At 43.4% G+C, this 25,967-nt stretch carries 21 protein-coding genes; 9 read left to right on the top strand and 12 right to left on the bottom strand.

From position 1 onward, the window contains the following. Positions 1-55 precede the first annotated feature (55 nt). From miaB to KF820_07835, 7 genes are all read left to right on the top strand, one after another. A complete protein-coding gene (gene miaB, locus KF820_07865) occupies positions 56-1,435 on the top strand; it encodes a tRNA (N6-isopentenyl adenosine(37)-C2)-methylthiotransferase MiaB (GenBank protein ID MBX3458253.1) in 1,380 nt (459 codons plus the stop codon). A gap of 21 nt (positions 1,436-1,456) precedes the next feature. Further along, on the top strand, positions 1,457-2,473 hold the full coding sequence (locus KF820_07860) for a PhoH family protein (protein MBX3458252.1): 1,017 nt from the start codon (positions 1,457-1,459) through the stop codon (positions 2,471-2,473). Further along, positions 2,457-2,960 carry an rRNA maturation RNase YbeY gene (gene ybeY, locus KF820_07855; protein ID MBX3458251.1) on the top strand — a complete coding sequence of 168 codons (504 nt, stop codon included), beginning with the start codon at positions 2,457-2,459 and terminating at the stop codon, positions 2,958-2,960. Before KF820_07860 ends, ybeY begins: the two co-directional genes overlap by 17 nt. Positions 2,961-2,962: 2 nt before the next feature. Further along, on the top strand, positions 2,963-3,847 hold the full coding sequence (locus KF820_07850) for an HlyC/CorC family transporter (protein MBX3458250.1): 885 nt from the start codon (positions 2,963-2,965) through the stop codon (positions 3,845-3,847). 1,597 nt (positions 3,848-5,444) lie between these two features. After that, a complete protein-coding gene (ppa, locus tag KF820_07845; GenBank protein MBX3458249.1) occupies positions 5,445-5,978 on the top strand; it encodes an inorganic diphosphatase in 534 nt (177 codons plus the stop codon). A 10-nt stretch (positions 5,979-5,988) separates the two neighbouring features. Further along, a complete protein-coding gene (locus KF820_07840) occupies positions 5,989-6,951 on the top strand; it encodes a zinc ABC transporter substrate-binding protein (protein ID MBX3458248.1) in 963 nt (320 codons plus the stop codon). Between the two features lie 9 nt (positions 6,952-6,960). Further along, a complete protein-coding gene (locus KF820_07835; protein MBX3458247.1) occupies positions 6,961-7,929 on the top strand; it encodes an aminoglycoside phosphotransferase family protein in 969 nt (322 codons plus the stop codon). 271 nt (positions 7,930-8,200) lie between these two features. Here KF820_07835 and hfq read toward each other — a convergent pair whose 3' ends face one another. The 9 genes from hfq to KF820_07790 form a co-directional block, all read right to left on the bottom strand. Then, positions 8,201-8,464, bottom strand: a complete 264-nt coding sequence (gene hfq, locus KF820_07830; protein MBX3458246.1) for an RNA chaperone Hfq — start codon at positions 8,462-8,464, stop codon at positions 8,201-8,203. A 59-nt stretch (positions 8,465-8,523) separates the two neighbouring features. Then, positions 8,524-9,189, bottom strand: a complete 666-nt coding sequence (locus KF820_07825) for an HAD family hydrolase (protein MBX3458245.1) — start codon at positions 9,187-9,189, stop codon at positions 8,524-8,526. Positions 9,190-9,201: 12 nt separating this feature from the next. Next, on the bottom strand, positions 9,202-10,203 hold the full coding sequence (gap, locus tag KF820_07820; GenBank protein MBX3458244.1) for a type I glyceraldehyde-3-phosphate dehydrogenase: 1,002 nt from the start codon (positions 10,201-10,203) through the stop codon (positions 9,202-9,204). Between the two features lie 62 nt (positions 10,204-10,265). Then, positions 10,266-12,257, bottom strand: a complete 1,992-nt coding sequence (gene tkt / locus KF820_07815; GenBank protein ID MBX3458243.1) for a transketolase — start codon at positions 12,255-12,257, stop codon at positions 10,266-10,268. Positions 12,258-12,713: 456 nt separating this feature from the next. Continuing rightward, entirely contained in the window at positions 12,714-15,086 is a 2,373-nt protein-coding gene (gene pheT / locus KF820_07810) for a phenylalanine--tRNA ligase subunit beta (GenBank protein ID MBX3458242.1), read from the bottom strand. Between the two features lie 2 nt (positions 15,087-15,088). After that, a complete protein-coding gene (gene pheS, locus KF820_07805) occupies positions 15,089-16,132 on the bottom strand; it encodes a phenylalanine--tRNA ligase subunit alpha (GenBank protein ID MBX3458241.1) in 1,044 nt (347 codons plus the stop codon). 118 nt (positions 16,133-16,250) lie between these two features. Then, a complete protein-coding gene (locus tag KF820_07800; protein MBX3458240.1) occupies positions 16,251-18,143 on the bottom strand; it encodes a SurA N-terminal domain-containing protein in 1,893 nt (630 codons plus the stop codon). Positions 18,144-18,347: 204 nt separating this feature from the next. Beyond that, positions 18,348-19,247: a UDP-N-acetylmuramate dehydrogenase gene (murB, locus tag KF820_07795; GenBank protein MBX3458239.1), complete on the bottom strand. Its 900-nt coding sequence runs from the start codon at positions 19,245-19,247 to the stop codon at positions 18,348-18,350. Beyond that, positions 19,244-20,716, bottom strand: a complete 1,473-nt coding sequence (locus KF820_07790) for a UDP-N-acetylmuramate--L-alanine ligase (protein MBX3458238.1) — start codon at positions 20,714-20,716, stop codon at positions 19,244-19,246. Before KF820_07790 ends, murB begins: the two co-directional genes overlap by 4 nt. Positions 20,717-21,118: 402 nt before the next feature. Between KF820_07790 and KF820_07785 the strand changes: the two genes are divergently transcribed. After that, complete coding sequence (locus KF820_07785; GenBank protein ID MBX3458237.1) at positions 21,119-21,403, top strand: RNA-binding protein; 285 nt, start codon at positions 21,119-21,121, stop codon at positions 21,401-21,403. A 190-nt stretch (positions 21,404-21,593) separates the two neighbouring features. On the opposite strand, the gene KF820_07780 is transcribed toward KF820_07785, so the two are convergent. From KF820_07780 to KF820_07770, 3 genes are all read right to left on the bottom strand, one after another. After that, positions 21,594-23,339 (bottom strand): ComEC/Rec2 family competence protein, encoded by a 1,746-nt coding sequence (locus tag KF820_07780; GenBank protein MBX3458236.1) that lies wholly within the window; start codon positions 23,337-23,339, stop codon positions 21,594-21,596. Between the two features lie 233 nt (positions 23,340-23,572). Then, on the bottom strand, positions 23,573-23,902 hold the full coding sequence (locus tag KF820_07775) for a hypothetical protein (GenBank protein MBX3458235.1): 330 nt from the start codon (positions 23,900-23,902) through the stop codon (positions 23,573-23,575). Between the two features lie 11 nt (positions 23,903-23,913). Beyond that, positions 23,914-24,288: a hypothetical protein gene (locus tag KF820_07770; protein MBX3458234.1), complete on the bottom strand. Its 375-nt coding sequence runs from the start codon at positions 24,286-24,288 to the stop codon at positions 23,914-23,916. A gap of 407 nt (positions 24,289-24,695) precedes the next feature. Between KF820_07770 and clpX the strand changes: the two genes are divergently transcribed. Further along, positions 24,696-25,967 carry an ATP-dependent Clp protease ATP-binding subunit ClpX gene (gene clpX / locus KF820_07765; protein MBX3458233.1) on the top strand — a complete coding sequence of 424 codons (1,272 nt, stop codon included), beginning with the start codon at positions 24,696-24,698 and terminating at the stop codon, positions 25,965-25,967.

Below are 25,967 nucleotides of genomic sequence, written 5' to 3'. Positions count from 1 at the left end.
ATCGTTTTGCGTTTCCCCATAAACTGTTGAAAAACTAGTTTTCTCGGAAATAATAATGCAAAAGCTTTTTATCAAAACTTACGGCTGTCAGATGAACGTTTACGATTCAGAGAGAATGGCTGATATCTTGACGCCGATGGGGTATGCCTTGACAGAAACGCCACACGATGCGGATCTTGCAATTTTGAACACCTGCCATATTCGTGAAAAAGCTGAGCAAAAAATGTATTCTGACTTGGGACGATTACGCGATCGCAGGGACGAACGACGTCAAGATAATAACGACATGATTATTGCTGTTGGTGGATGTGTTGCCCAAGCAGAAGGCGCTGAAATTATGCGCAATGCCCCGTATGTGGATATTGTGTTTGGTCCCCAAGCTTATCATCGTCTGCCTGAAATGGTGGCTCGTGCAAAACGCACCAAGGATATGAAAGAAGGCAAAACCGGAAAGGGTGTTGGCGTCATTGACACAGATTTTCCGGCTGAAAGCAAGTTTGATACCCTACCCAACACAGAAGTGAACCGTGCCGCTAGTTTTCTGACCATTCAAGAAGGGTGCGATAAATTCTGTACCTACTGTGTTGTGCCATACACCCGGGGTGCTGAATTCTCTCGCCCCGCCAAAGAAGTCATCGACGAAGCCCGCCACTTGGCCAAAATGGGGACACGGGAAATCACCCTCTTGGGGCAAAATGTTAACGCGTATCACGGCGCTCCCCTGATGGGCGATAAAGACTGGAACCTAGCACGACTCATTCATGAAATTGCAGAAATTGACGGGATTGAGAGAATTCGCTATACAACCTCTCACCCAAGCGATATGGATCAAGAATTGATTGATGCCCACCGTGATGTTCCTCAGTTGATGCCCTATCTGCATCTTCCCGTCCAAGCCGGATCAAATCGCGTTTTAGAAGGCATGAACCGCAAACATACCCGCGAGAGCTATCTAGAGATTCTGGAACGCTTGCGCATTGCGCGCCCTGATATCGCGCTCTCTTCGGATTTCATTGTCGGATTCCCGGGTGAATCAGATAAGGATTTCGAACAAACACTCGACTTGGTTAAGCAGGTGCGTTATGCCCAAGCATATTCATTCATGTATAGCATCCGCCCCGGAACTCCTGCTGGATTAATGGAATTGCAAATCCCGGATGAAGTTAAATCCGAACGTCTGCAACAGTTACAAGCCGTCCTGAATGAACATCAATTTGATTTTAACAAGGCCTGCGTCGGTCAAAAGATGAGAATGTTAATAGAACGTAAAGGACGTCATGAAAACCAGCTCAGTGGCCGTTCACCTTATATGCAATCGGTTACCATGGAAGGAAATGAACGCTTGATCGGACAAATAGTTGACGTAGTCGTTGAATCAGGTCATGCTAATGGTATAAGGGCAAGAATTCTGACGGACGAGCAAGTTCTTGTCTAGGCTCTAACAGATCGAGGCTATATGACGAAAGAGAATCTTCATAAATTCCACTTGGAATTTACCGACAATGCTCTATTATCAGCCCTAGTCGGTCCACACGACCGCCACTTAACCCGAATCGAACAGCGCCTTGGTGTTTCCTTGGCTCTGCGTGGAAATCATATTTCCATCAGTGGGGCAGAGCCAGAGGCGTCCTATGCAAAAGCTGCTATCCAATACCTTCACTCCCAATTAATCAAGGGATTTACCGTGGATACGGAAGAGGTCGAAGCAGCCGTTCGCATGGCAACCGCTACCGTCCCACTGTCTGCGGATGATCAAATCCTGCAGGGAGATGAAAGCATGTCGATTGCCACCAAGCGTCGCATGGTTTTCCCAAGATCAAATCACCAAGCAGAATATATGCAAGCCTTAAAAACCCATGACTTAGTCTTTGGATTAGGCCCCGCCGGTACAGGTAAAACATATCTGGCCGCAGCAATTGGTGTCTCACTCCTTTTGTCAGGAACAGTTGAAAGAATCATCTTATCACGACCAGCAGTTGAAGCGGGTGAACGTCTTGGTTTCTTACCAGGAGATATGCGTGAAAAGGTTGATCCGTACCTTCGTCCCCTGTATGACGCTTTGTATGATATGCTCCCGGGGGATCAGGTTCAGAAACGCCTGGCCAGCGGAGAAATCGAAGTCGCCCCCCTCGCCTTTATGCGCGGGCGCACATTATCGAATGCCTTTGTGATCTTGGACGAAGCACAGAACACAACATCGGCGCAGATGAAAATGTTCTTAACTCGCCTTGGTAACAATTCACGCATGGTCATCACGGGTGACCTAACTCAGATTGACCTACCCGGTGGTATAACGTCCGGATTATGGGAAGCTGTACGCATTCTTCGCGGTGTCGAGGGGATTAAATTTGTTGAATTTGATGAAAAAGATGTGGTAAGACATCATTTAGTATCAAGTATTGTGAAAGCCTATGCCGCAGATGTGATGCATAACACACCGGCCGATTTTAAACCTCATGCCCGATCGAAGTAAAACCAAAGTTGTCCCAGTCATTATCCATGGATCTGACCAATGGAAACGCTTGGATATTGACTGGGACTCAATTTTAAGCGAAATCACACGTGTTGTTTTAGCGGAATTTGATTTTGATCGTGATGTCGAGGTTAACATTAAACTGACGAATGATTCCGAAATTCAAATATTGAACCGTGAATTCCGCGGCAAAGACAAGCCAACCAACGTGCTATCCTTTCCCGGGATGACCGACGAAGACCTTGATTATTTGCCCGATGATGCCCATTTTCATCTTGGTGATATCGCTTTGGCGTTTGAGACAATTCAACACGAAGCAAAAGACCAAGAGAAAACCCTGCAAAACCATGTCCTGCATTTAACTGTTCATGGTCTTTTGCACTTACTAGGCTTTGATCACGAAACTGATGATGAAGCCCAAGAAATGGAAACGTTAGAAGTTGACATTCTTGCAAAACAATCTATACCTAATCCATACAAGGAGTAAATATGCCAAGCTCACCAGAACCAGAACCGTCGCTGTTATCTGTTTTTAACAATTCAATTAAAAAGTTTTTTAAGGGCAGAAAAAAAGCAGCAGATTCATCTGAATCAAGCAATCTGCGCGAAACACTTGAAGAACTCATTGAAGAGCACATTGAGGATGGCGGCCAGCCAATCCCGTCTGATGAACGTGAACTTTTAGGTAACCTTGTTAATTTTACCGAACTAACGGCTGCTGACGTCATGATTCCGCGCGTTGATATCGTAGCCTTGACCCTTGATTCAACAGAAGAAGACCTACTTGCAACATTTACACGCACGCGCATGCAACGGATTCCGGTATATCGCCATACCCTTGACGAGATCTTAGGCGTATTGCACGTTCAGGATGTTCTAGCATGGAAAGCATCAGGCAAAAAACTCAATATCAAAAATATGATGAAAGAAGTCTTATTCATTTCGCCGGCAATGCGCGCCTTGGACTTGATGTATAGCTTACGTCAAAATGGGTCGCGTCTTGCCATCGTCGTTGATGAATTCGGCGGGGTTGATGGTCTAGTATCCTTGACAACAATCGTTGAGAAAATCGTTGGGAACATCCACGATGATCAAGTTGAAATGGAAGACGAACTTCATAAAAAGCCTGACGGATCCATCGTTGCAGACGGTCGATTTGCCTTGGAAGAGATAGAAGAGTCCATGGGACTTGACCTGATGGTCGAAGACCTCGAAGATGAAATTGAGACCATCGGTGGTCTTGTTAGCTCTTTGGCTGGTCGGGTTCCAGTGCGGGGGGAATTGATCCATCACCCAAAACTTCCAGTTCAGTTTGAGGTTGTTGAGGCTGATCCAAGGAAAGTAAAGCGGGTGAAGATAAGGATTGCTGGATAAGAGGATGAGTACCAGACGACAAATCAGGAATTGAATCAGTTTGGCTGGGCAATAGACTCAACGGTAATGCCTTCGTTTTTACGGGATCGGAATCTGGCTTTAAATCTTTAGGTTTATCACCAGTTAGTCTCTCTGCCAACCGTGAGAAATCCTTGTGGCGTCGGCTAATTTCACTAATTGCAGCGCTAGACAATCCCTTAAAGTTAGAGGGCGTTGTATCATCCGTTGTCATAAGAGCTGTATCCATAAGCGGACTAATCCGCAAGTAATGCATTGGACCAGCACCTGATTTATGAAGTGTATAGATAATTTCATGGTCTGCTTGGCCATCCAAAACACCGGATAAAAGCTCATCCGCCCAGCCTTTTACCCCAATAGTTTGGTAGAAGCTCAGTGATTTAGCATCGACACAATGCCCGCAACCTAATGAGAGTAAGCTAACACGTGTTGGCTCAACGCCAAAATGCTCAGCAGCAACCGCAATCCCTAAAGACGCTGGGTTGTTTTTAACAATACCAGCATCACAAAAAATCCCCTTCAAAACCATTACTGGTGTAAAAAATGTCGGAGCCGCAACACAGGCACGGACGGCCTCGTGCACAAAAATACCATGATCCAAAGCGTGATCACCAAATGAATAAAAGGGGTGAATTACACGTTGATGCAAATCATATGCTGTTAAGACAACAGGAATCCCCAAATCTGACAACAAATTATTTTTGAAATACTTGCGAAGAACACTATTAATCCCTGTATCCGGATATTTCGGTCCATTCCATCCTGACAGCCACCCATTCCCTGAAAATATTGTCTTTCCATCGACCAAGTACAAACTAGCCAGTTCTTCCGGAGAAAAATAAGGTGAGTCAATACTATCCTTATAGGGCAACAAAGAATAATCTGGCTGAATTGGAATGGTGCTATCCGTTTTTTTAGTACCCAACCCCGCTGCAATCAAAGTTCCCGTTGATGTTGCAACGATCATATCGAACAACTCATGAACAGGCTTACCCGTAATATGCGTCAAATGCGATAAGAATACACACGTTATTAACCCCCGAATACCACCACCATCCAAGGACAAGATCCGAAAAGGTTTTTCTTGAGTTTTTGATTGATATAAATAGGAATAATCACTAAATTCAGCTGCAAGGTCTCGCCATATCTGTGAAACAATCTCAGGTTCAGAATGACTCACTTCGCACTGAACACCATCAGATTTTAAAAATTTAAGAAGATGTGTCAACTCCGGGGGAATTGAGTTAGGGTCAAGAGTTAGCGTAATAGAAACTGGTTCTACCTCTGGCTGAGCTAAGAGCGGATGGATATCAACCGGCTCTCCTATTGACTCTGCTGCATATACATTAAAAAAAACAGGCAAGAATAATAATCCAAGTATTCTCATACTTCCCCCTATGAACACTCAAAACCATAAAGTAATATTATTATCTTCCAAACTACTTTAAGTTTAAGTTAATTACTCAGTCATAAATTATGATTGTAAAATTTAACTAAATTTGTCAATAAAAAGAAGCTCGTGCTCCACACTAAATATGCTATAATCAAAAAAAATAAACTCGAGAACGACAGGAAATAAATGAAAGTAGACCTAATCCCAGTTGGTAAAAACCCACCGCATGAAGTTAACGTTATCATTGAGGTCCCGGCAGGTGTTGACCCTGTAAAATATGAAATGGACAAAGAATCAGGGGCTATCTTCGTTGATCGCATGCTGCACACAGCCATGCACTATCCATGCAACTATGGTTTTATCCCAAACACACTGTCAGATGATGGAGACCCAGTTGACGTTCTTGTGTACTGCGAAGAAAAACTGATACCAGGTTGTGTTATTGCTGCGCGCCCAATTGGCGTCTTAATTATGGAAGACGAAGCCGGACAAGATGAAAAATTACTTGCTGTCCCAACAAAAAAAATCAGTCCTATGACTGCACATATCGAAAGCCATACAGATATCCCTGAACTCAAGCTGGAACAAATCGCCCATTTCTTTGCGCATTATAAAGATCTTGAGAAAAACAAGTGGGCAAAGGTTGTTGGCTGGGAAGGCAAAGACCGCGCTGAAAAAGTTATTATAGACGCAATCAACCTAGCACAAACGAAGAAATAATGAGGAAACCATGCGCTTTATTTTAATTCTATCCTGCATAATCTCACTTGCTTTTGCTAAGGGGGTTAATCATAAAGCGCATCATGAAACCCAACCTAAAGTCGTTGTGACAATCGCCCCGATACATTCGCTTGTTGCTGGCGTCATGGAAGGAATTGCAGAACCAGAGCTTTTGATTGAAGCTAAGCAATCCGCCCATGGGTACAGCCTAAAGCCCTCAGAAGCCACAAAGCTGAATAATGCCAATGTGATTGTTTGGGTTGGCCCAGAGTACGAGACGACATTCAAAGGGTCGATTGACGCAACAAAAGCAAAATATAAAATAGCAATGACACAAACAGACGGTGTGAACCTTTTGCCCTTAAGGACATTTAAGGATCAGCCAGAAACGTGTTGCCCTATTGACTTACCAATCGGTTGTGATTGCGATCATCACAAGGATCATCATCATGAAATATCAGGAAAAGATGGCCATTTATGGCTTGCTGTACCAAATGCTAAAGCTCTTGTCACGAAAATTACCCAGATTCTGTCGGAACTTGATCAGCGGCACGCGGCGGATTATTTGGCAAATTCTAAAAAGGTTATAGCAAAATTGAATCAGCTAAATGCTGACATTTTCACTGAAATGAAATCAGTAAAAGGAAAACAATATCTAACCTACCATGATTTTACGCAATATTTTGATACCAGCTATGGCACGAAATGCGTCGGAGCTATTCGCATCCACGCCGACCGAGAACCAACGGCTCAAGACATTAAACGTGTCAATGAATTTGCAAATACGGGTGCTGTTGCCATATTCTCAGAACCCCAATTTGAAACCAAAATACTAACAAAAATCAGCAAGGAATCGGGGGTTACCTATGCCCAAATTGATGCGCTAGGCGTTGGCCTCACCCCAGGACAAGATTTATACTTTGAGATGATGCGCCGCCTGATGAATGATATGAAAAAGGCACTGGAAAACTAGAAAATCATCATGTTTAAAACAGACTGGGAAAAAACTAGTAGTCATCATAAAATTGCTGAGAGTGTCATTGAAAAAATGATACAAGCTAGCTATCCTCATAAAAAGCTATTGTCTCATGAATTAATCGCTGGCGGTTGTGCCAATCTTAATTATAAAGTTACTTTTGCCCATGAGGCAGATCCTGTATTACTCAGAATCTATCTACGCGATGCAAATGCTGCACTCATTGAAGAAAAACTAGGGTCTGCCCTTAAAAACATAATCCCGTTACCCCAAACGTACCATATTAATAAGATCGAGGGATATTGCTTTGCAATTACACAATTTATGCCAGGAATTCCCCTCAGAGATCTGCTCCTAAGGAACGAATCTTATAATCTTTACGAAATCATGTACGATGTTGGGATAATCTTATCTAAGATAGCAACGTTAACCCCAACCGAACCGGATATCTTCTTTACAGAGTTGAACCATGCCCAAGGCATCCCTGATGAAAGTATCAAACAATTTTCATTAGAAATGCTGAATCATCCTCAGGTTGCAAAATATTTAAGTATGGAAATGAGGTCATCGTTAAACCGCTGTATCCAATTATTACCAGATCATGCAATAATTAAAAAAAATTTAGTTCATGCTGATTTTGACCCTGCGAATATTCTAGTAAAGCAATATGGCGATAAATGGAAAATCAGTGCAGTTCTCGACTGGGAGTTCGCGTATGCAGGATCATGGACAGATGATGTAGCCACAATGTTACGATATGGCCACAAAATGTCAGGAACATTTAAAACGGGCTTTTTAACAGGCCTAACCGACGGTGGCATTGAAATCCCGAATGATCTAGATTTACGGATCCACCAATACAATATTGCTGCCCTACTTGATGCAATTCCTCGCCACCCGCTTGATCAGCGCCCAAAGATATATAGAGATATTTTAGAATTATTAAAACACATCTTGTCTGAGCTCTATAGTTAGTCAAGTTGATAGCGTATGGGTAAATTACCAATAATATAGGATGTTCAATCCCTATATTTTATGAGGGAGTCCCCACTAGCAGTTAAAGATCCCTCTTTTTTAGATATAGGCATTCTATCTAGCTGTCATTCCTAATCCCCGATAAATTGAGTTTCCGACAAAGCACACAAAGCAAAATGTTATAGTCAGTAGAACATGAGCAATCTGACACTGTCGGAAAGTCAACCGGGAAAACTACAGACCTATCCTCAAAAAAAAAGACTAGTAAAAACTAGTCAACAATTTCTTCGGAGGAGTGGCTGCCGGTGCCTTCAAATAATTGAATCGGCCCTTGGGGCATAACTGTAGATATTGCGTGCTTGTATACAAGCTGAGAATGACCATCGCGACGCAACAACATGGAAAAGCTATCAAACCAAGTTACAACACCTTGTAACTTAACACCATTGATTAGAAAAACTGTCAAAGGTGTTTTATTCTTGCGAACATGGTTCAAAAAAACATCTTGAACATTAACGGGCTTGTCTGTCGCCACTTTAGATCTCCGTAATTTATTTAAATTTTATTCACCTTAAAGAATACGATGATTTTTTTCTATTGCCAAGGGGCATTTCGAACTTTTTTAATATTTTTTTTCAGATCCCCACAATTTTCAACAGCATAAGGATAATGATATGCCTCGGCATGAGCAAAACCAATGGGTACAGGCAAACATCCTGAATTCTTTGCACACTCCCAATCAACAGTTGCATCGCCGACAAACCACACATCAGAACTAGGCTGAACCCCTAATTGGGACAAGGCCAACAAAGCCGGGTCAGCATGGGGCTTGTCCCGATCAGCATCCCCGGACCCAATCATCGCACCAAACCGGCCTTCCCAACCTAAGTGAAGAACTTCATTCCGAAGTGTTTCCCCGACTTTATTACTAACAAGCGCGATCTGTACACCACATTCAGCAAGACAATCTAACAAGGACAAGGCATCATCAAATGGCTTTAACTGATTAATATGATTCTGATGATAAAAATCACGGTAAATTCCCAAAGCTTCTTTCCAACGCTCTCCAAACATCAAAGGCAAAGAATCCCGAGCTGATAACTGGGTTTTCTTTTTTACATCCTCGGGTGTCCAAGGATCCATATTAAAATGGACTAAGGCGTGATTAATGGATGAGATAATCAATGGCATTGTATCAACCAAGGTATTATCCCAATCAAAAAGAATCGCTTTAGGTAAAGTCAGTTCTGTATAAGGCATACCATCTCTCTATTATATCATCTTAGCAACGAGTTGAGCCAAATCCCCCATGCGATTAGAAAAGCCCCATTCATTATCGTACCAAGAAACAACACGACAGAACTTATCCCCCACAACCTGAGTTTGAGTTGCATCAAAGTTAGAGCTATAAGCAACATGGTTGTAATCAATAGAAACCAACGGTTCCACATTATAAGACAAAACATGTGAACCCGTCGCCGTTTTTGCCATGATGTCATTAATCTCAGCAACTGAGGTTGCCTTCTTTGGAACAAATGTCAAATCAATCATAGAAACATTAGCAGTTGGAACGCGTACAGCACAGCCGTCCAGTTTACCTTGCAGTTCCGGCAATACTAACCCCAGTGCTTTTGCTGCCCCCGTGGTCGACGGAATCATAGACATGGCAGCTGCTCTTGCTCGGTGCATATCGCTATGCAATGTATCGACAAGACGTTGATCCCCTGTATAGGCATGAATGGTTGTCATATACCCAACATCAATTCCAACCGTATCGTTTAAAGCCTTAGCAACAGGGGCTAAACAGTTTGTCGTACAGGAACCACAAGAAATAACATCATGAGATGCTTGCAAAACATCATGGTTCACACCGATAACGATAGTGGCATCCGCCCCCTTAGATGGGGCCGATACAATAATTTTCTTAGCCCCGGCTGTCAAATGTTTTGCAGCCTTATCACGATCCGTGAAACGACCGCTGCATTCTAAAACGATATCAATATCCATTTCTTTCCACGGTAGTTTCTCAGGATCCGCCTCAGCAATGACTTTCATAGCACCGAGGCCAACATCTATGGTATCAACCGTTGTTGTGACTGCACCGTCAAATCGGCCATGAATTGAATCATATTTAAACAAATGCGCATTGGCATCAATCGACCCTAAATCGTTAATGGCAACGACTTGAAATTCTGAACGCGGATTTTCAACCAAAGCTCGTAATACCATACGGCCAATACGACCAAATCCATTTATTGCAACACGTTTTGTCATTTTTACCTCTGATTATAAAACTAATCCAACATTTCCAAGCACAAAATAAAATTAGGCTTGCCTTACTTAATCCTTTTTAGAATTTCAGGTACAATTTTGCCTACCGTTAGCCCGAATTTATCATACAGTTGAGGCGCCGGAGCTGATGCGCCAAATGTATCAATGCCAAAAATATGCCCCTTATCACCAACGTATTTATACCAGCTATAGGAACTGGCAGCTTCAATAACAAAACGAGGAGCCTTACCCAAAACCTGTTGACGATAGTCACCACTTTGTTCATCAAATAATCGCGTACATGGCATAGAGACAACCGTAGCTTGGATGTTTTGCACTGCTAAAGCTTCCGCCACATCAACCGCGAGCCCGACTTCTGATCCCGTCGCAATAAGGGTTACATCACGTTGAGTTGCATCTCCCCAAACAATATACCCACCTTTTGCGGATCGATTTTCCTGAACATCCGTCAAGCGAACTTGACGTACATTTTGTCGGGTCAAAGCCAAAACACTTGGGCGATCCTTCGATTGCAAAGCAATCTGCCAGCACTCAGCGGTCTCAATACCATCAGCCGGTCGAAACACGTTTAGATTTGGCATTGCCCTAAGGGAGGCTAAATGTTCAATTGGTTGATGGGTCGGACCATCTTCACCTAACCCAATGGAATCATGAGTCAAGACATAAACAACAGGTTGGTGCATCAATGCTGATAAACGCAAGGATGGGCGTAAATAATCACTAAAGATCAAGAAAGTTCCACCATAAGGTCGAAAACCACCGTAAAGGGATAATCCGTTCATAATCGCTGCCATCCCATGTTCACGAACACCGTAGTGGATATAATTCCCGGCATAGTTTTCACGATCGATAATCCGTTGCGGCTTTGCCTTTGTATTATTCGACCCCGTCAGATCAGCAGATCCGCCAATCAGTTCCGGCATCAAGGGAGCAATGCGCTCTAATACATCCTGAGATAACTGACGTGTCGCCTTGGAAACTGGCATATCAATATAGCTCAAAATCACGGATTTTAGAGCCTCATTCACACTTGGAGATAATGTCTTAGACATGCGACGATTAATTTCTTTTGAGTCGGCGTGGGCATTATATCGTTTGATCCACGCTGTAGCAATACTGTCCCCTCGTTGCCCAGCAGCACGCCATCTTTCTAAAATCTCATACGGAATTTCAAATGGTTCATAGCTCCACCCCAAGGCTTCACGCATCCCTTGGATTTCATTACTTCCCAACGGTGAGCCATGGCTCGACGATGTACCAACCTTAGTCGGCGTCCCTTCAGCAATACGCGTTTTGCATCGAACAAGAACAGGACGATTCGCCTGTTGAGCACGGGAAAGGGCTGCATGTATTTCAGCAAAGTCATGACCGTTGACCGTAAGAACCTCCCAATGACAAGATTCAAAGCGACGTTGTGTATCGTCAGAGAAAGCTAGGTCTGTATCTCCATCAATTGATATGCTGTTGTCATCATACAAAACGACTAGGTTTTTTAGACGCCAGTGTCCCGCTAAAGAAATGGCTTCCTGAGCAATTCCTTCCATCAAATCGCCGTCACTAGCCAGCACATAAGTTTTATGATCAAATAAATCTGGGAATTCGGCATTCATAATCCGTTCCGCCAAGGCAAAACCGACCGCACTGCTGATCCCCTGCCCTAATGGTCCTGTTGTTATTTCAATACCCGCAGCATAACCATATTCAGGATGTCCGGCTGTCTTGGCATTCAACTGGCGAAAGTTCTTAATCTCATCCAGCGTAATATCTTTATAGCCCGTCAAATATAGCAGGGAATATAACAACATTGAGCCATGCCCCGCACTTAAAATAAAGCGATCCCGATTCAGCCAATCCGGATTTTCTGGACTAAACTTTAAAAAATCGTGGAACAGAACGGTAGCAACATCTGCCATTCCTAAAGGCATTCCGGGATGGCCGGATTTGGCTTTTTCAACAGCATCAGCTGATAGAAATCGGATAGCATTTGCCAGAGTTGAATAATTGAGATTTTGTTGTCGTTTTTCTGCTGTTAGCACGTTTGCGAAACCCTTGTAAATTCTTATTCTTATAGAGTATCGCGAAGGCGTTATAGGGTCAATCAGAGAGTTGACCCTATACCAACTTACACCTTAAAAATAAACGAGTGAAACAAGCACCTAAAGAATTTAAACTTCATTATTCCGCGCTAGTTCAAAAATGGCACCATAGCATGCTATTTTAACGTCAATTCGCCATAAGAACCATCAGAACACACACCATCTCCGGCTAACAAAGCTAGGGTTTCGCTAGAAAACCTTAGCTTTGATTGATTGGAGATCTATGTTTCTTTATGGTTGCCTGATTCCCGATTAAGAAATTCTTAACGGTTTTCTTTGAAAACCGAGAATTTCTAGCCGGGAATGACGCATTCTATTGCTTGATAGACCTTCTTATATCGAACTCACGTTATATATAAATAAGTCATTACCTTTCAAGTTCTTTAATCTTTAAATCTAGGCTCTAAGCTCACCGCCGGTTGTCTTGTGGACTTGCTCAATAATCTTATTCATCAAACCATGAATTTCTTCATCGGTCAGCGTTGCATTTGTCGGCTCAAACCGTACTTCCACGGCCACAGATTTCTTAGCTGCATCCATTTTATCGCCGGCATACACGTCAAAAACTGTCACTGATGAAATAAGCTTACGGTCAACTTTACTAATCGCCGTTGTAATTTTCTCAGCCGGTAAATCCCGATCAACCACAAATGCAAAATCTTTAGTGACAGGCTGCAAATTCGACAAAGTCGCAATTGTCTTTTTGATTTTCACATCAGGCAGCAAATCTAAAAATACTTCAAAGGCAACCACTGGGAAATCAACATCCATATCTTTGAGGACCCGAGGATGAAGCTCCCCGAAATAGCCCAAGATCCGATTCCCTTGACGGATCGTTCCACTACGCCCCGGATGATAATAAGATATGGCTGATTGCTCAATTTGCACAGAAGACTCAGATAAACCAAGAGATGCCATCACAGCAAAAGCATCGGCCTTTGCATCGAACGCATCAACATCACGAACGCTATCCTGCCAATGACGGTCATGGTTTTTGTGGCTACGAACACCTGTTGCCATCAAGAACTGACCTTTATCCGAAAATTGATTCGCAACTTCAAATAAACGACTATTTTTTAAATCTCGGTTATGATTGCGAAGCGCTGCTTCAACTAAGTTGGGTACGATACTCGGGCGCATGACTTTGAGTTCAACACTAATGGGATTTTCCAAGACCAAGTGATTCGCTTGGCCGCCAAATAAATCAGCCTTAGCATCCGAGACAAACGCCCATGTTTGGCATTCATTCAATCCCCGTGCAGCCAATGCGCGTTGCACCACATATCGCTTACTCGGCACCATTGGCTTTGAGGCAACTTGTGGTAATGGAACGGCCGGAATATTGTCATAACCAATAATTCTGAGAATTTCTTCGATCAAATCAGCACTACCGTCAACATCAGGACGCCAAGAGGGAGCTATTGCTTCCAAAGCATCTGTTTTTACGGACACAGAAAAGCCTAGAGATGTTAAAATATCAGCAGCTTGAGTCATCGGCACATCAAATCCAGCCAATGATTTTAGGCGACTTTGAGTCAGTTGAATCGTTGGTTGAGGTAAGGCTGCAGGCGCCCCATTCTTGTGAGTTGCCACCACACGATGACTAACCTCACCACCACACCAATCCAAGATCAAGGCAACCGCAGCATCAAGACCAAAGCCTTGACTCTCTGGATCTACTCCTCTTTCAAAGCGTGCACGAGCATCAGACAAAATCTGAAGTTCACGTCCTGTTGTGGCAACCCGAATTGGATTCCACAATGCACTTTCAATAAATAAATCAGTTGTTGATTCACTAGCACCGGACTCACGCCCCCCCATGATTGCCCCCAGGGAAACAACGTCCTTGCCAGATGCAATCACCGTCATACCTTGCGATAAAGTATAGTCTTTATCATTCAGGGCAGAAAATGACTCACCACCATTAGCCGCAGTTATAACAAGTTCTGATGCAATTTTTGACGCATCAAATACGTGAAGCGGGCGCCCTAAATCAAAAGTCAGATAGTTCGTCATATCAACGGCCGCATTAATACTACGTTGACCAATCGCATCGAGGCGACGACGAACCCAGTCAGGTGCTTGGGCATTCTTGATGCCACGCACATAGAAACCTTGAAAATCAGGACAAGATGCTGAATCTTCGATAACCACTGAAACCGGGCTATCAAATGTTCCCGTTGTTTTCTTATAGGTAAGGGGCTTTAATGTCCCTAAGCCCGCAGCAGCAAGATCTCGCGCAATGCCACGAACACCAAAACAATCTGAACGGTTTGGCGTGATCGACAGTTCAACAACCGGATCATTCAATCCTAAAGCTTCAGCTAGATCTTGGCCCGGGGCCAGATTCTCATCGAGCTCCATAATCCCTTCGCTGTCACCAGCTAGCATCAATTCACCCGCAGAACAAATCATTCCCGAACTTTCAACGTCGCGTATTACACCTTTTTTCAAGGCTTGTCCTGTAGATGGAATAACAGTACCCTCACGGGCAAAGGCAATCTTTAATCCCTGACGAACATTCGGTGCCCCGCAAACAACCTGCAACAGGTTTCCTGAGCCGTCATCAATTTTGCATAAACTCAATCGATCGGCATTCGGATGCTTATCCCGTTCTTTAACATAAGCGACGACAAATCCTTTTAGCTTAGCCGCCGGATCTTCTATTCCTTCGACTTCAAGCCCTAAATTGACCAAAGCATCACAGATCTCTGTTAGTGTTGCTGATGTATCTAAATGGTCTTTCAACCAGGAGAGTGTGAATTTCATTATTATTTACCTCCGAATGGGGAAAAACCATAGTGAGACAACCAACGATTATCTGATTCAAACATAGAACGCAGATCAGGAATACCATATTTCAACATAGCAAAACGATCGACGCCAAAGCCAAAGGCAAATCCTTGATATACTTCTGGATCAATACCGCAATTTCTTAAGACATTTGGGTGAACCATACCGCAGCCAAAAACTTCGAGCCAATCATCACCCTTACCAAACTTAATACCACCGCCACTGCGATCACAGCCGATATCCATTTCAGCAGACGGTTCTGTAAATGGAAAGAAACTAGGGCGGAAACGGATCTTTAGATCTGGAATCTCAAAAAAGTGACGGCAAAACTCAATAACCGTACTTTTCAGGTGGCCAAAATTAATATCTTTATCGATAACCAAGCCTTCAAGTTGATGGAACATGGGGGTGTGCGTCGCATCATAATCACAGCGAAAAACACGACCCGGCGCCAAGATACGAATCGGCGGCTGAGAATTGCGCATAGTGCGGATCTGAACCGTTGATGTATGAGTTCTCAGTAATTTACGAATTCCGGATTCATCCGGCATAAAATAAAATGTGTCATGGGATTGGCGTGCCGGGTGATGATCAGGCATATTCAAAGCCGCAAAGTTATGCTCTTCATCCTCAATTTCTGGCCCTGTCGCAATATCAAAACCAAACTTTGCAAAATAGGAAATGATCTCACCAAACACTTGGGTAATAGGATGAAGGGACCCAACGGCTTCTGGCCGTGCAGACAAGGTCACGTCAATCTTTTCTGACGCCAGTCGAGCTTCTAGCTCTTGCTCTTCCAAAAGAGACCGACGACTATCCATATGATCCGACACAACAAGTTTCAACTGGTTAATCTCGGCCCCTCGGTCTTTGCGTTCCTCTGGTGGCAATGTCCCTAGTGTCTTGAGCAAGGACGTAATTTCACCCGTCTTCCCCAAAAGCCTTACTTTCAGGTCATCCAAATCCCGAATGGATTGCGCGGCATCGATTTCCGACTGCCATTGTTGTAGTTGCTGCGACATCATTATTTTCCATGTGTTTTAGAGTTAGAAGAAGCTTACCATATCTTTGATAAAATCGAAAGTCCCCCATAAAAAAGGAGGGCAAACAACCCTCCTTTTTCTTTTTACTTGAGAAACCCTATCGATCCAACAACCGATGCAGTATATCTTCACGAATTTCGGGTTTAATTTTCTTCTTCAAGGCATCGATATACGATTCCTGGAAGTCCCGTTGAATCATCAATCGCAATGCCTTATCAAAGTTCTCATGCTTTTCTTTATTCTTAGCAATATCGAATGGAAGTGTTTTAACCGGCATCAGAACAACATAGCCGTCCTTAACAGGAGCAATTCCCGCTTGGGCGGGTGCTAGGGCAAAACCAACGCGCAACGCTTGCGGTGTTACTTTATCATCAACGTACTTTCCTTCTTCCAGACTTACGCGGCTAACGGGTGCCAATGTACGCACGGATAATCCATGGGACTTTGCTTGCGCCACAAAATCAGCTGCTGATTTTGTTTTAGCAACAATGTCCTGAGCCATCTTAGCAACAGCTTCGCGCTGGTGGTGTTCTCGCCATAGTTTTCCGACTTTTGTCTTTACGTCAGCAAAAGGCGGAATTGTCTTGGGTGTAATCTTGGTCACAACCACCGCAACACTGCGGCCGTCGGCTGTGTTGATCAGGGAACTTGCAACACCTTCATCTTGACTAAAGGCATTTTCCAGAACAACTTCTTTCAGTTTATCAGGAACTATTGATTTGCCGTCGGCATCAAAACCACCCGCATCAATCGACTTAAAGGTCATCGCTTCAAGATTATATTCCTTTGCCAATTCACTAGCAGGTGTTCCGCCAGCTAATCCATCTTCAATTTTATTCTGCAGTTCAGTCATTTGTGCCGAATAGATATCTGACTTTAGACCAGACTCAATTTGATCTTTAACCTTATCAAAAGGCAAAATTTCTGATGGTGTAACATCTGTTACTTTGAAAATAGTCCAACCAAAAGCGGATGACAAAACATCTGTAATACTACCTTTTGCCAAAGCAAAAATGGCCTTAGCATGGTCAGTCGAAAACTTATCCTCAGCTGCCTTTGCATAGGTCTTAACATCCCCTTTAACAGACTTGGCCACAGCAGACGGTGTCTGCCCCACCGCCAATTCAGCCTGAGCTTTTTCTGCATCAGACTTTGAGGTAAAGGTTAATTGAGTTACGTCTCTTAATTCTGGCGTACGGAAAGATTCGCGACGCGCTTCATATTCTTGCTGCAAACGTTCGGCAGGAACCTTAATAGATGCTTGAAGTTTCGCTGGATCGACAATAAGAATCGAAACCGTACGATATTCAGGTTGGGCAAATACTTCTTGCTGAGTTTGATACAACTGCTCTAACTCTTGATCTGTTGCCTTACCGTCAACTTTACCCGCATTCAAAGGAATATAAACAGCATCAAAAACTTTTTGCTGCTCTTGAGATTTAAAAACAAGGTCTTTGTACTGTTGTGGCAAACGAACACTGGCTGACAAAGTCCCAATCAACTGTTGCTTTAACAACCCTTCACGGCTTTCATGAATAAATCCGGCCTCTGACATTTCATTGCTATACAGCAAATAGCGGAATTGATTGCGATCAAATTGCCCTGCTTTATTTTGGAAGGCAGGAACAGACTTAATAAATTCCTCAAGAGCTATGTTACTAACGCGCAACCCCAAATGTTTAATTTCGTTGTCAAGAACAGCTGAGTTAACAAGATCATCCAAAACACGCTTATCAATTCCCATACGGCGAATATCATCAGTCTTTAATTTGCCCTTTGCAATTGTTTGCATACGGGTGACGATTTTTTGATAAGATCGCATAAAATCTTCTTGAGCAATGGAAATTTCACCAACTTTGGCTACAGGCTGCATCGCTGTATAACTGCTGAACATGTCGCCAATTCCCCAAAAGGCAAAGCTGGCAACTAGTAACCCAAACAAAACCTTAGCAAAAATACCACCAGAGTGTTTTCTAAATGTCTGTAACATAACCGTTCTTAAATCTTATAATAAAACTAACTTTTAGTGTATGGGGAAACGCCCAACAAATCAATAGCGACTGATATAAGGATATATTTTTCACGTAGTCCCTTGACTTATAGTCAACTATATTAACGATTAGATATCACAACTGCGTCGCTCACCTACTAAATGTAGGCTTCACTCTTAATTACTTGTCTAACCGACTATCCCTCAGGATTGTTTCTGCCCCATCCGCACGATTTCCCAATGCAGATCATAGCCAGATTTATCTTTGACCTTTTGACGGACACGTTCCCCCAACTCTTCTAGATCTGCAGCTGAGCAATGATCGGTATTCAAAAGAAAATTTGTATGCTTTTCTGAAACTTGAGCTTGCCCCACCATCAGGCCGCGACAGCCGGCCTCATCTATTAATTTCCAGGCACTTTGCCCAGCAGGATTACGAAATGTGCTCCCCCCCGTTCGCCCACGCACAGGCTGAGAAGCCTCGCGTTCTGCTAACAATTGATCTAAGCGGTTTAAGATCTGCGCTGAATCCCCCTCATCACAGCGGAATTGCGCTGCAATAACGATCTGGTCAGGGCGTAGATTGCTATGTCGATACGTCATCTCGAGTTGATCTTGCGTCAAATGGTGCAGCGTACCATCAAAACTAAGCACATCTGCCCAAACAAGGCGGTCTTTGGTCTCGGCCCCGTAACACCCCGCATTCATCTTAACGGCACCACCAATGGTTCCCGGCACACCAACAAGAAATTCGAGCCCCGACAACCCCCACTGCCCACAAGACATGGCAACTGTTCGATCCAAAGCCGCAGCTCCAACGGTAACCAAAAACCCATCGCGCTCTATTGAAGAGAATCCCCGCCCCAAACGGATAACAATACCGCGGACACCCCCGTCTCGGACAAGCAGGTTAGATCCTGCCCCCACAACATAAAGTGGCACCGATTCGGGGCGATTCTTTAAAAAATGAATAAGATCATCAAGATCCGCCGGTTTATACAGGACATCAGCTGGACCGCCGACCCGAAACCAGGTCTGATCTGACATAGCCGCATCAAAGCTATAACGCCCTCGCACCTCTGGCAGAGATTCTCTCAAACTCATGCAACACTCTCAGACACGAGGGCTTGATCTTTTCCCAAAGGAAGAATTTCATCCAACTGCCCCGGTAAAGCTGCCGCCCATTGAGTAATACTGCCCGCACCAAGGCAAATAACCATGTCACCAGCTTCAACTAATGTTGCAACAAGAGGCGCAATTTCTTCAGGTGCATTGACTGTCGCAACGGTCTTACCCTGTGCTCTTACAGCATCGGCCAGAGCGTCACTATGAATACCGTCCAATGGATTTTCGCCTGCCGAATAAACAGGTGTAATAATTACGTGGTCTGCATGGGCAAAGCATTCAGAAAATTCTTGAAATAAATGGTGTAGACGTGAATACCGATGGGGCTGCATCACCGCAATGATTTTACCACGGCTTGCTTGACGGCCTGCATCCAATACGGTGTTAATTTCAACAGGATGGTGTGCATAATCATCAATAACCGTGACACCATGGGAAATCCCAACCCGTGTAAAACGACGCTTAACCCCTTTGAACCCGGCAAATGCTTGACGTACGGCCTCGTCGTCAATCTCTAATTCTTGAGCGATCGAGATAACAGCCAAACTGTTTTGTACGTTATGTTTACCGACCATTGGCAAGAAAATGTCTTTAATACGACGAGGCAAAGCGCTCACTTGATCATCAGCCTGAGCAAAAGCAGAATTTGGTGTGATATCAACATCAAATGTTACACCGTCTTGGGATTCACGAATATTAACCGCACGAACATTAGCATCTTCGGCATAACCATATGTTACCAAACGACGATCTGTGATTTCCGGCAACAACGATCGAACAACCGGATGGTCAATACATAAAACCCCCAGACCATAAAACGGTGTACGTTCAATAAAGGTTACAAAGGCGTGACGCAGAGTGTCAAAATCCGGATAGAAATCCATATGATCCGCATCAATGTTTGTGACCACAGCAATGGTTGCAGGCAATCGTAAGAAACTTCCATCCGACTCATCCGCTTCGACCACGATCCAATCCCCCGACCCCAATCGCGCATTGGTACCATAGGAATTGATGATCCCGCCGTTAATAACTGTCGGATCTAAATTAGCGGCATCGAACAGTGCTGCTGTCATGGATGTTGTCGTGGTTTTGCCATGTGTTCCGCAAATAGCAACAGACTGTTTAAGGTGCATTAACTCTGCCAACATTTCAGCCCGGCGAATAACAGGGATACGTAACCGACGTGCCTCAATAACTTCAGGGTTATCCGCCTTCACCGCCGTTGATATCACCACAACTTGGGCGCCTACAACGTTTTCAGCCGCATGACCAATATGAATCTTTGCTCCCAAAGATCGCAAGCGTTGAACATTCGGGTTTTCCGAGACATCACTGCCTGTCACAGAATAACCAAGGTTAACTAAAACCTCAGCAATACCACTCATGCCGATACCACCGATTCCAACAAAATGAAGCTGACGCACTGTCTGAGGAGCTACGCGCATAACAATCCAATCAAAAAAATATTCGTTAATAAAGGATAACAAAACATATAACAAGACTCAAGGATGACGTTTATACTCAATCAAAACGACACGTTATTATTTATGTATAAATACAATTAAACACCATAAACTAGCCCTCGCAACAGCAACGATAAAAAGCTTTAATTTTTCCTTCTTTACTTTTCTGTCAAGTATAGCCTATAGTTCAAATTGTATCGTTGTGCGATAGGTGTTATAAAAGTCCGTTAGTGTTTTTGCCTTTTTTAAGCTTTGTTCTTAACCACTTTTTAACAGCCGATCAGACTACAATATAAAAGTGTGATACGGTTGCGTCATCGGAACTAAAAGGGTTTCTTTTGGTCTCCTTTTGTGCACCGGGCTTAATTTTAAAGGAGATTCATTGTGAACAATAAGCTATACATCAGCAACTTGCCTTACTCAGTAAACGACCAAACTCTTGAACAGCTTTTTGCTGATCACGGTGCTGTCGTTTCCGCTAAAGTCATCACAGACAAAATGAGCGGTCGCAGCAAGGGTTTTGGTTTCGTTGAAATGGAAAGCGAACAACAAGCATCAACAGCTATGGAAAAACTCAACGGCCAAGATCTAAACGGTCGCCGTATGAACGTTGCCATCGCACGACCAAAAGAAGAAAATTCTGATCGTCGTCCTGCTGCTCGCAGATAATGAGAGTTTCTCATTAATAAAAACCCTTCCAACTGGAAGGGTTTTTTAATAATAATTACTAGGAACATGTCCTACAGCAAATCCTACGGATTATCAAGTTTGCGCACGTCGTAATCTAAACTTACGCAGCCTCGTCCCTGAATTCATCCATATACTTATTCCTGATAACGACTTTTTCTGAAAGTTAATATCATTGAACCCCATCAGGCAATCGATAAGGCGAAACGATCAAATCACAGTCATCACACAAATGCCTGTGCTGGCGCCAAGAAAATCGTTGATTCAGCAAAGCCACATCTTGGTTATCAAACTCTGCCATCACTAAGTCCTCAGGCTCGTAACGAATGTCCGTTAGCCCGAGCTGACGCTGCAAAATCTCTTCAGTAAAATCATTATGCCTTGAATTAGCAAAGGTTGAAAGCCTCTGTCCGTCAAACCAATAAATCTGCCCCTCTGGTGCCTTCCAATAAAAGGGTTTTGGTTTTACCCATAAAAACCCCAAGGCTAAAACAACCGGAATCATCCCCAAGAACCGCAAGCGTGTCTGCCACAAACACAACCACAATCCACCCAAAACCATTAATACAATAAAAGCCTGAGGCGGTTTTGCCACCTGAATAGATGCCCCCGGCAGAGAGGCCGTCCATTGGGCTACGTCGGTCATCCATTGAATCGACTTATCCAAAATAGAAGGAATAAAAAAAGGCTCGCCAAAGGGCATCAACAATAGAACAAGCAATAACAATGGCATAATCAAAAACCCCATCAGCGGTATAGCTACAAGATTCCCGATAATTGCCTGCAAGGAAATGCGATTAAAGATATACAAAGTTATTGGCAAGGTCGCCAGTGTTGCAATCACAGTTGAGGCTATAATCCCAAGGCCATAAACAACTGCCCGTCGCCACTTCCCACCGTTGTTTGCCCAATCGGACAACGGCGACCACCCACCTTCATAGGCTGCAATCAACGCCATCACAGCAGCAAAAGATAAGGCAAAACTAGCAGAAGTTAGATTTTCAGGCTGAACCGCCAAAATAATGATAGCAGCTATAGCCAACGTTCGCATAGAAATAGCTTGGCGATCCGTCACCACACCGACAAGAATAATCCCGACCATAATAAAGGATCGAATAGCCGGTACCCCCTGGCCTGAGATCAATAGATACGCAATAAGAAATGGAATGGTTGCAACAGCGGCAATTTTCTTAAGATTATACCGCTCAACAAGGCGCATGTTAAGAGACAGCCCGCGACGGAAAATCATGAAAATCAATCCTGCAATCATACTTAGATGGAGCCCGGATATAGCCAAAACATGAGCAATCCCCGCATCGGCATAGGCTTGACGCGTTACATCTGATATTTTCCCCCGCTCGCCGGTAACTAATGCTGCGGCAATCGCTCCCGACTCACCAGGCAATATTCGCAGCAGCGTTTGAGTTATGCGGGATCGAATAACTTCAAAAGAAGTCATATCTTGGTGACGTAAAACACGCATGTCTGTCATCCGCCCTGTGCCTGATAATCCCTTATAAAAAGCAGCCTTTCCATAGTCAAAACCATTATCAAGTATGGGTTTAGAAAAGGGTAATAAGGTTGTTTTAAACCGAATATCATCACCAATATTAACTGCCTGTCCTCCAACATAGCTGAGACGAACACGTCGTCCGTCGGCAAGTTGAACAACAAACCGTCGCTTCTCTGTCAGGAATTCTTGTGACTGAATAGTGCCAATAAAAGTCCCTTTTTCTTTTTCATAAAGCTGATGAACCGTTTGGGATAATTGATGCGTCTTAACAGATAATGTCTCATAGCCGAGGCCCATAAAAACCAAAGCAATTGACATTATTTTATAAGGGGGCTTTAGAATAAATGAAGCAAGCAAACTAATGATCACCCCATACGATATTCCGCCAATGTCAGGATAAATCATATACAAAAAAACACCAGCCCCCATCAGGACCGGTATCCATAAAAACAGTCGGGATCTTTCCTGTCTTAGATCAAAGAACATCGCTAGTACATTTTTTAGTGGGTATAGCTGTTCAAGTTGATTTAGAAGCAGGAATGAAAATCGACGTGTACAATGAGCACAAGGGCGACGATGGGACGAACTTCCAAGTTCAAATAGAATAGCTTAAGTATACTGTACCTGAGATTATCCGTCTAATCTACGATAATTACTTTTTTGTGTTTCTTATGTTTATGATGTTTCTTACGTTCGTGCTTTAATTCGAATGAACCAAACCATTTTTTCCCAATCATTCGGGTATATTTACATATCCCTTTGTGATAACGGATATAAACCTTAGGTAATTTTGTTGATTCTATCCCATGCTTAACGGGTTTACGATTTTTGATCCGATACTCTTTTTCACCATAGACGATCTTACGATGATCGTTATTCAGAATTTCCCTGAATTCATCAGGATCGAACTTAGGACACTTTGCCTCGGCAAACCCAAGAAGACAAACGGTTAATAACACATAACGCATGGACAACCTCCCTACCGATGACGGTAATGACGATGATGGTGGCGATGACCTTCCTCAATAATAACAACATCCGGGCGGTCTCTTTCCACAATCACCATTTTATTTCGTTGTTTCTTTACTAAAGTAAAGGATCCGAAAACGATTTTACCGATCTTGCGAGTATAATGGCATTCACGTCCATTCTTACGAACTGAAATCCTAGGTTTTTTTGTCGATTCAACGGCAAAGTCTGGGATTTTGCGGTTTTCGACATGATAATCAGTCCCACCAAAAACCGTTATTTGTGCATGATTGCGCAAGATATCAGCAAAGGCATCAGGCCCAATATCTGGACATCTCGCACTAGCAACCCCTAATAACGCGATGGCAACACTATATTTACGCATGACCTTATCCTCACAATTATCGATACCATATAATCTAAACTGAACTCCTTAACATCTTGTTAATAAGTAACTTTTTTATCGAAGAAACAATTTTTTGCAGTGACATCATCCTTGAACTCAAGATAAAATGAGATATGGCACCCAAAAGAGCTTGGCATCCACTGGGCTTTCTGGCAAAGTAAGAGACTAGAAACCATTAAAGATATAGCTAGACTATTTTAATTCGGCTATAAAAACGAGGAACGACACGTACGGTCAGTACGAGAGTGACGCTGTTTTGCTAGCAGATTTATAAAAACTCGGTTATATAATCAAATTTGTTTAACGGTTTTTTAGGCTTTACTGTCCATACTTAAAATTATAGAGAACCTGTTGTTTTTTCACAGGTGCAAGTTTAGGAGTCGCAAATGAGTAAAACCACCGGAACAGATGTAAAGAACACACTGTATTGTTCTTTTTGTGGTAAAAGCCAACATGAAGTTCGCAAATTAATTGCCGGACCGACCGTCTTCATTTGTGATGAATGTGTTGAGCTTTGTACCGATATTATTCGTGAAGAATCCCGCACCAATTTTTCTAAAGATACAGATGGTGTCCCGTCCCCGATGGAAATCAGCAAAGTCCTTGATGATTACGTCATCGGACAAGAACAAGCCAAAAAAGTTCTGTCTGTTGCTGTTCACAACCATTATAAGCGCCTTAACAACGGTGGCAAAAATGCCGACATTGAAATCGCAAAGTCAAATATTTTGCTTGTTGGTCCTACCGGTAGCGGTAAGACCCTCCTCGCACAAACACTTGCCCGTATTATTGATGTTCCCTTTACCATGGCTGATGCAACGACATTGACCGAGGCTGGCTATGTTGGTGAAGATGTTGAAAACATCATTTTACGACTCTTGCAAGCGGCTGATTACAATGTGGAACGCGCCCAGCGCGGTATCGTTTACATTGACGAAGTTGATAAGATTTCCAGAAAATCGGACAATCCGTCCATTACACGTGACGTTTCTGGCGAAGGCGTTCAACAAGCTCTCCTCAAAATCATGGAAGGAACGGTTGCCTCTGTTCCGCCTCAAGGTGGGCGCAAACATCCACAACAAGAATTTTTGCAAGTTGACACAACAAATATCCTATTCATTTGCGGTGGCGCATTCGCAGGGATTGACCGCATTATTGCTAGCCGAGGTAAAGGTGTTGCTATTGGATTTGGCGCCGATGTTCGTGGCCCAGATGATCGTACTCCGGGCCAAATCTTACAAGATTTAGAGCCGGAAGACCTATTGAAATTTGGTTTGATCCCAGAGTTTATTGGTCGCCTACCCATTATCGCAACGCTGACTGATCTTACCTCTGATGTTCTAGTTGAAATCTTAACAAAACCAAAGAATGCCCTTGTCAAACAATACCAACGTTTATTTGAGATGGAAGATGTAAAACTCAGTTTTTCAGATGATGCTTTGCACGCTATTGCAGAAAAAGCGATTGAACGCAAGACAGGCGCTCGTGGGTTGAGATCAATCCTTGAGAGCGTTTTACTTGACACAATGTTCGAGCTTCCATCCTATGAAAATGTTGAAGAGATTGTTATCAATAAAGAAGTTATCGAAGGTAAAGGGCAACCTTTAAAGTCAATTTCAAAAAAACGTCCTGCTGATAAAACAGGATCAGACAACTAA

It is taken from the genome of Candidatus Paracaedibacteraceae bacterium, from assembly GCA_019636055.1.
Classification (GTDB): domain Bacteria; phylum Pseudomonadota; class Alphaproteobacteria; order Paracaedibacterales; family Paracaedibacteraceae; genus Paracaedibacter.
This window is presented reverse-complemented; position numbering and strand designations above follow the sequence as displayed.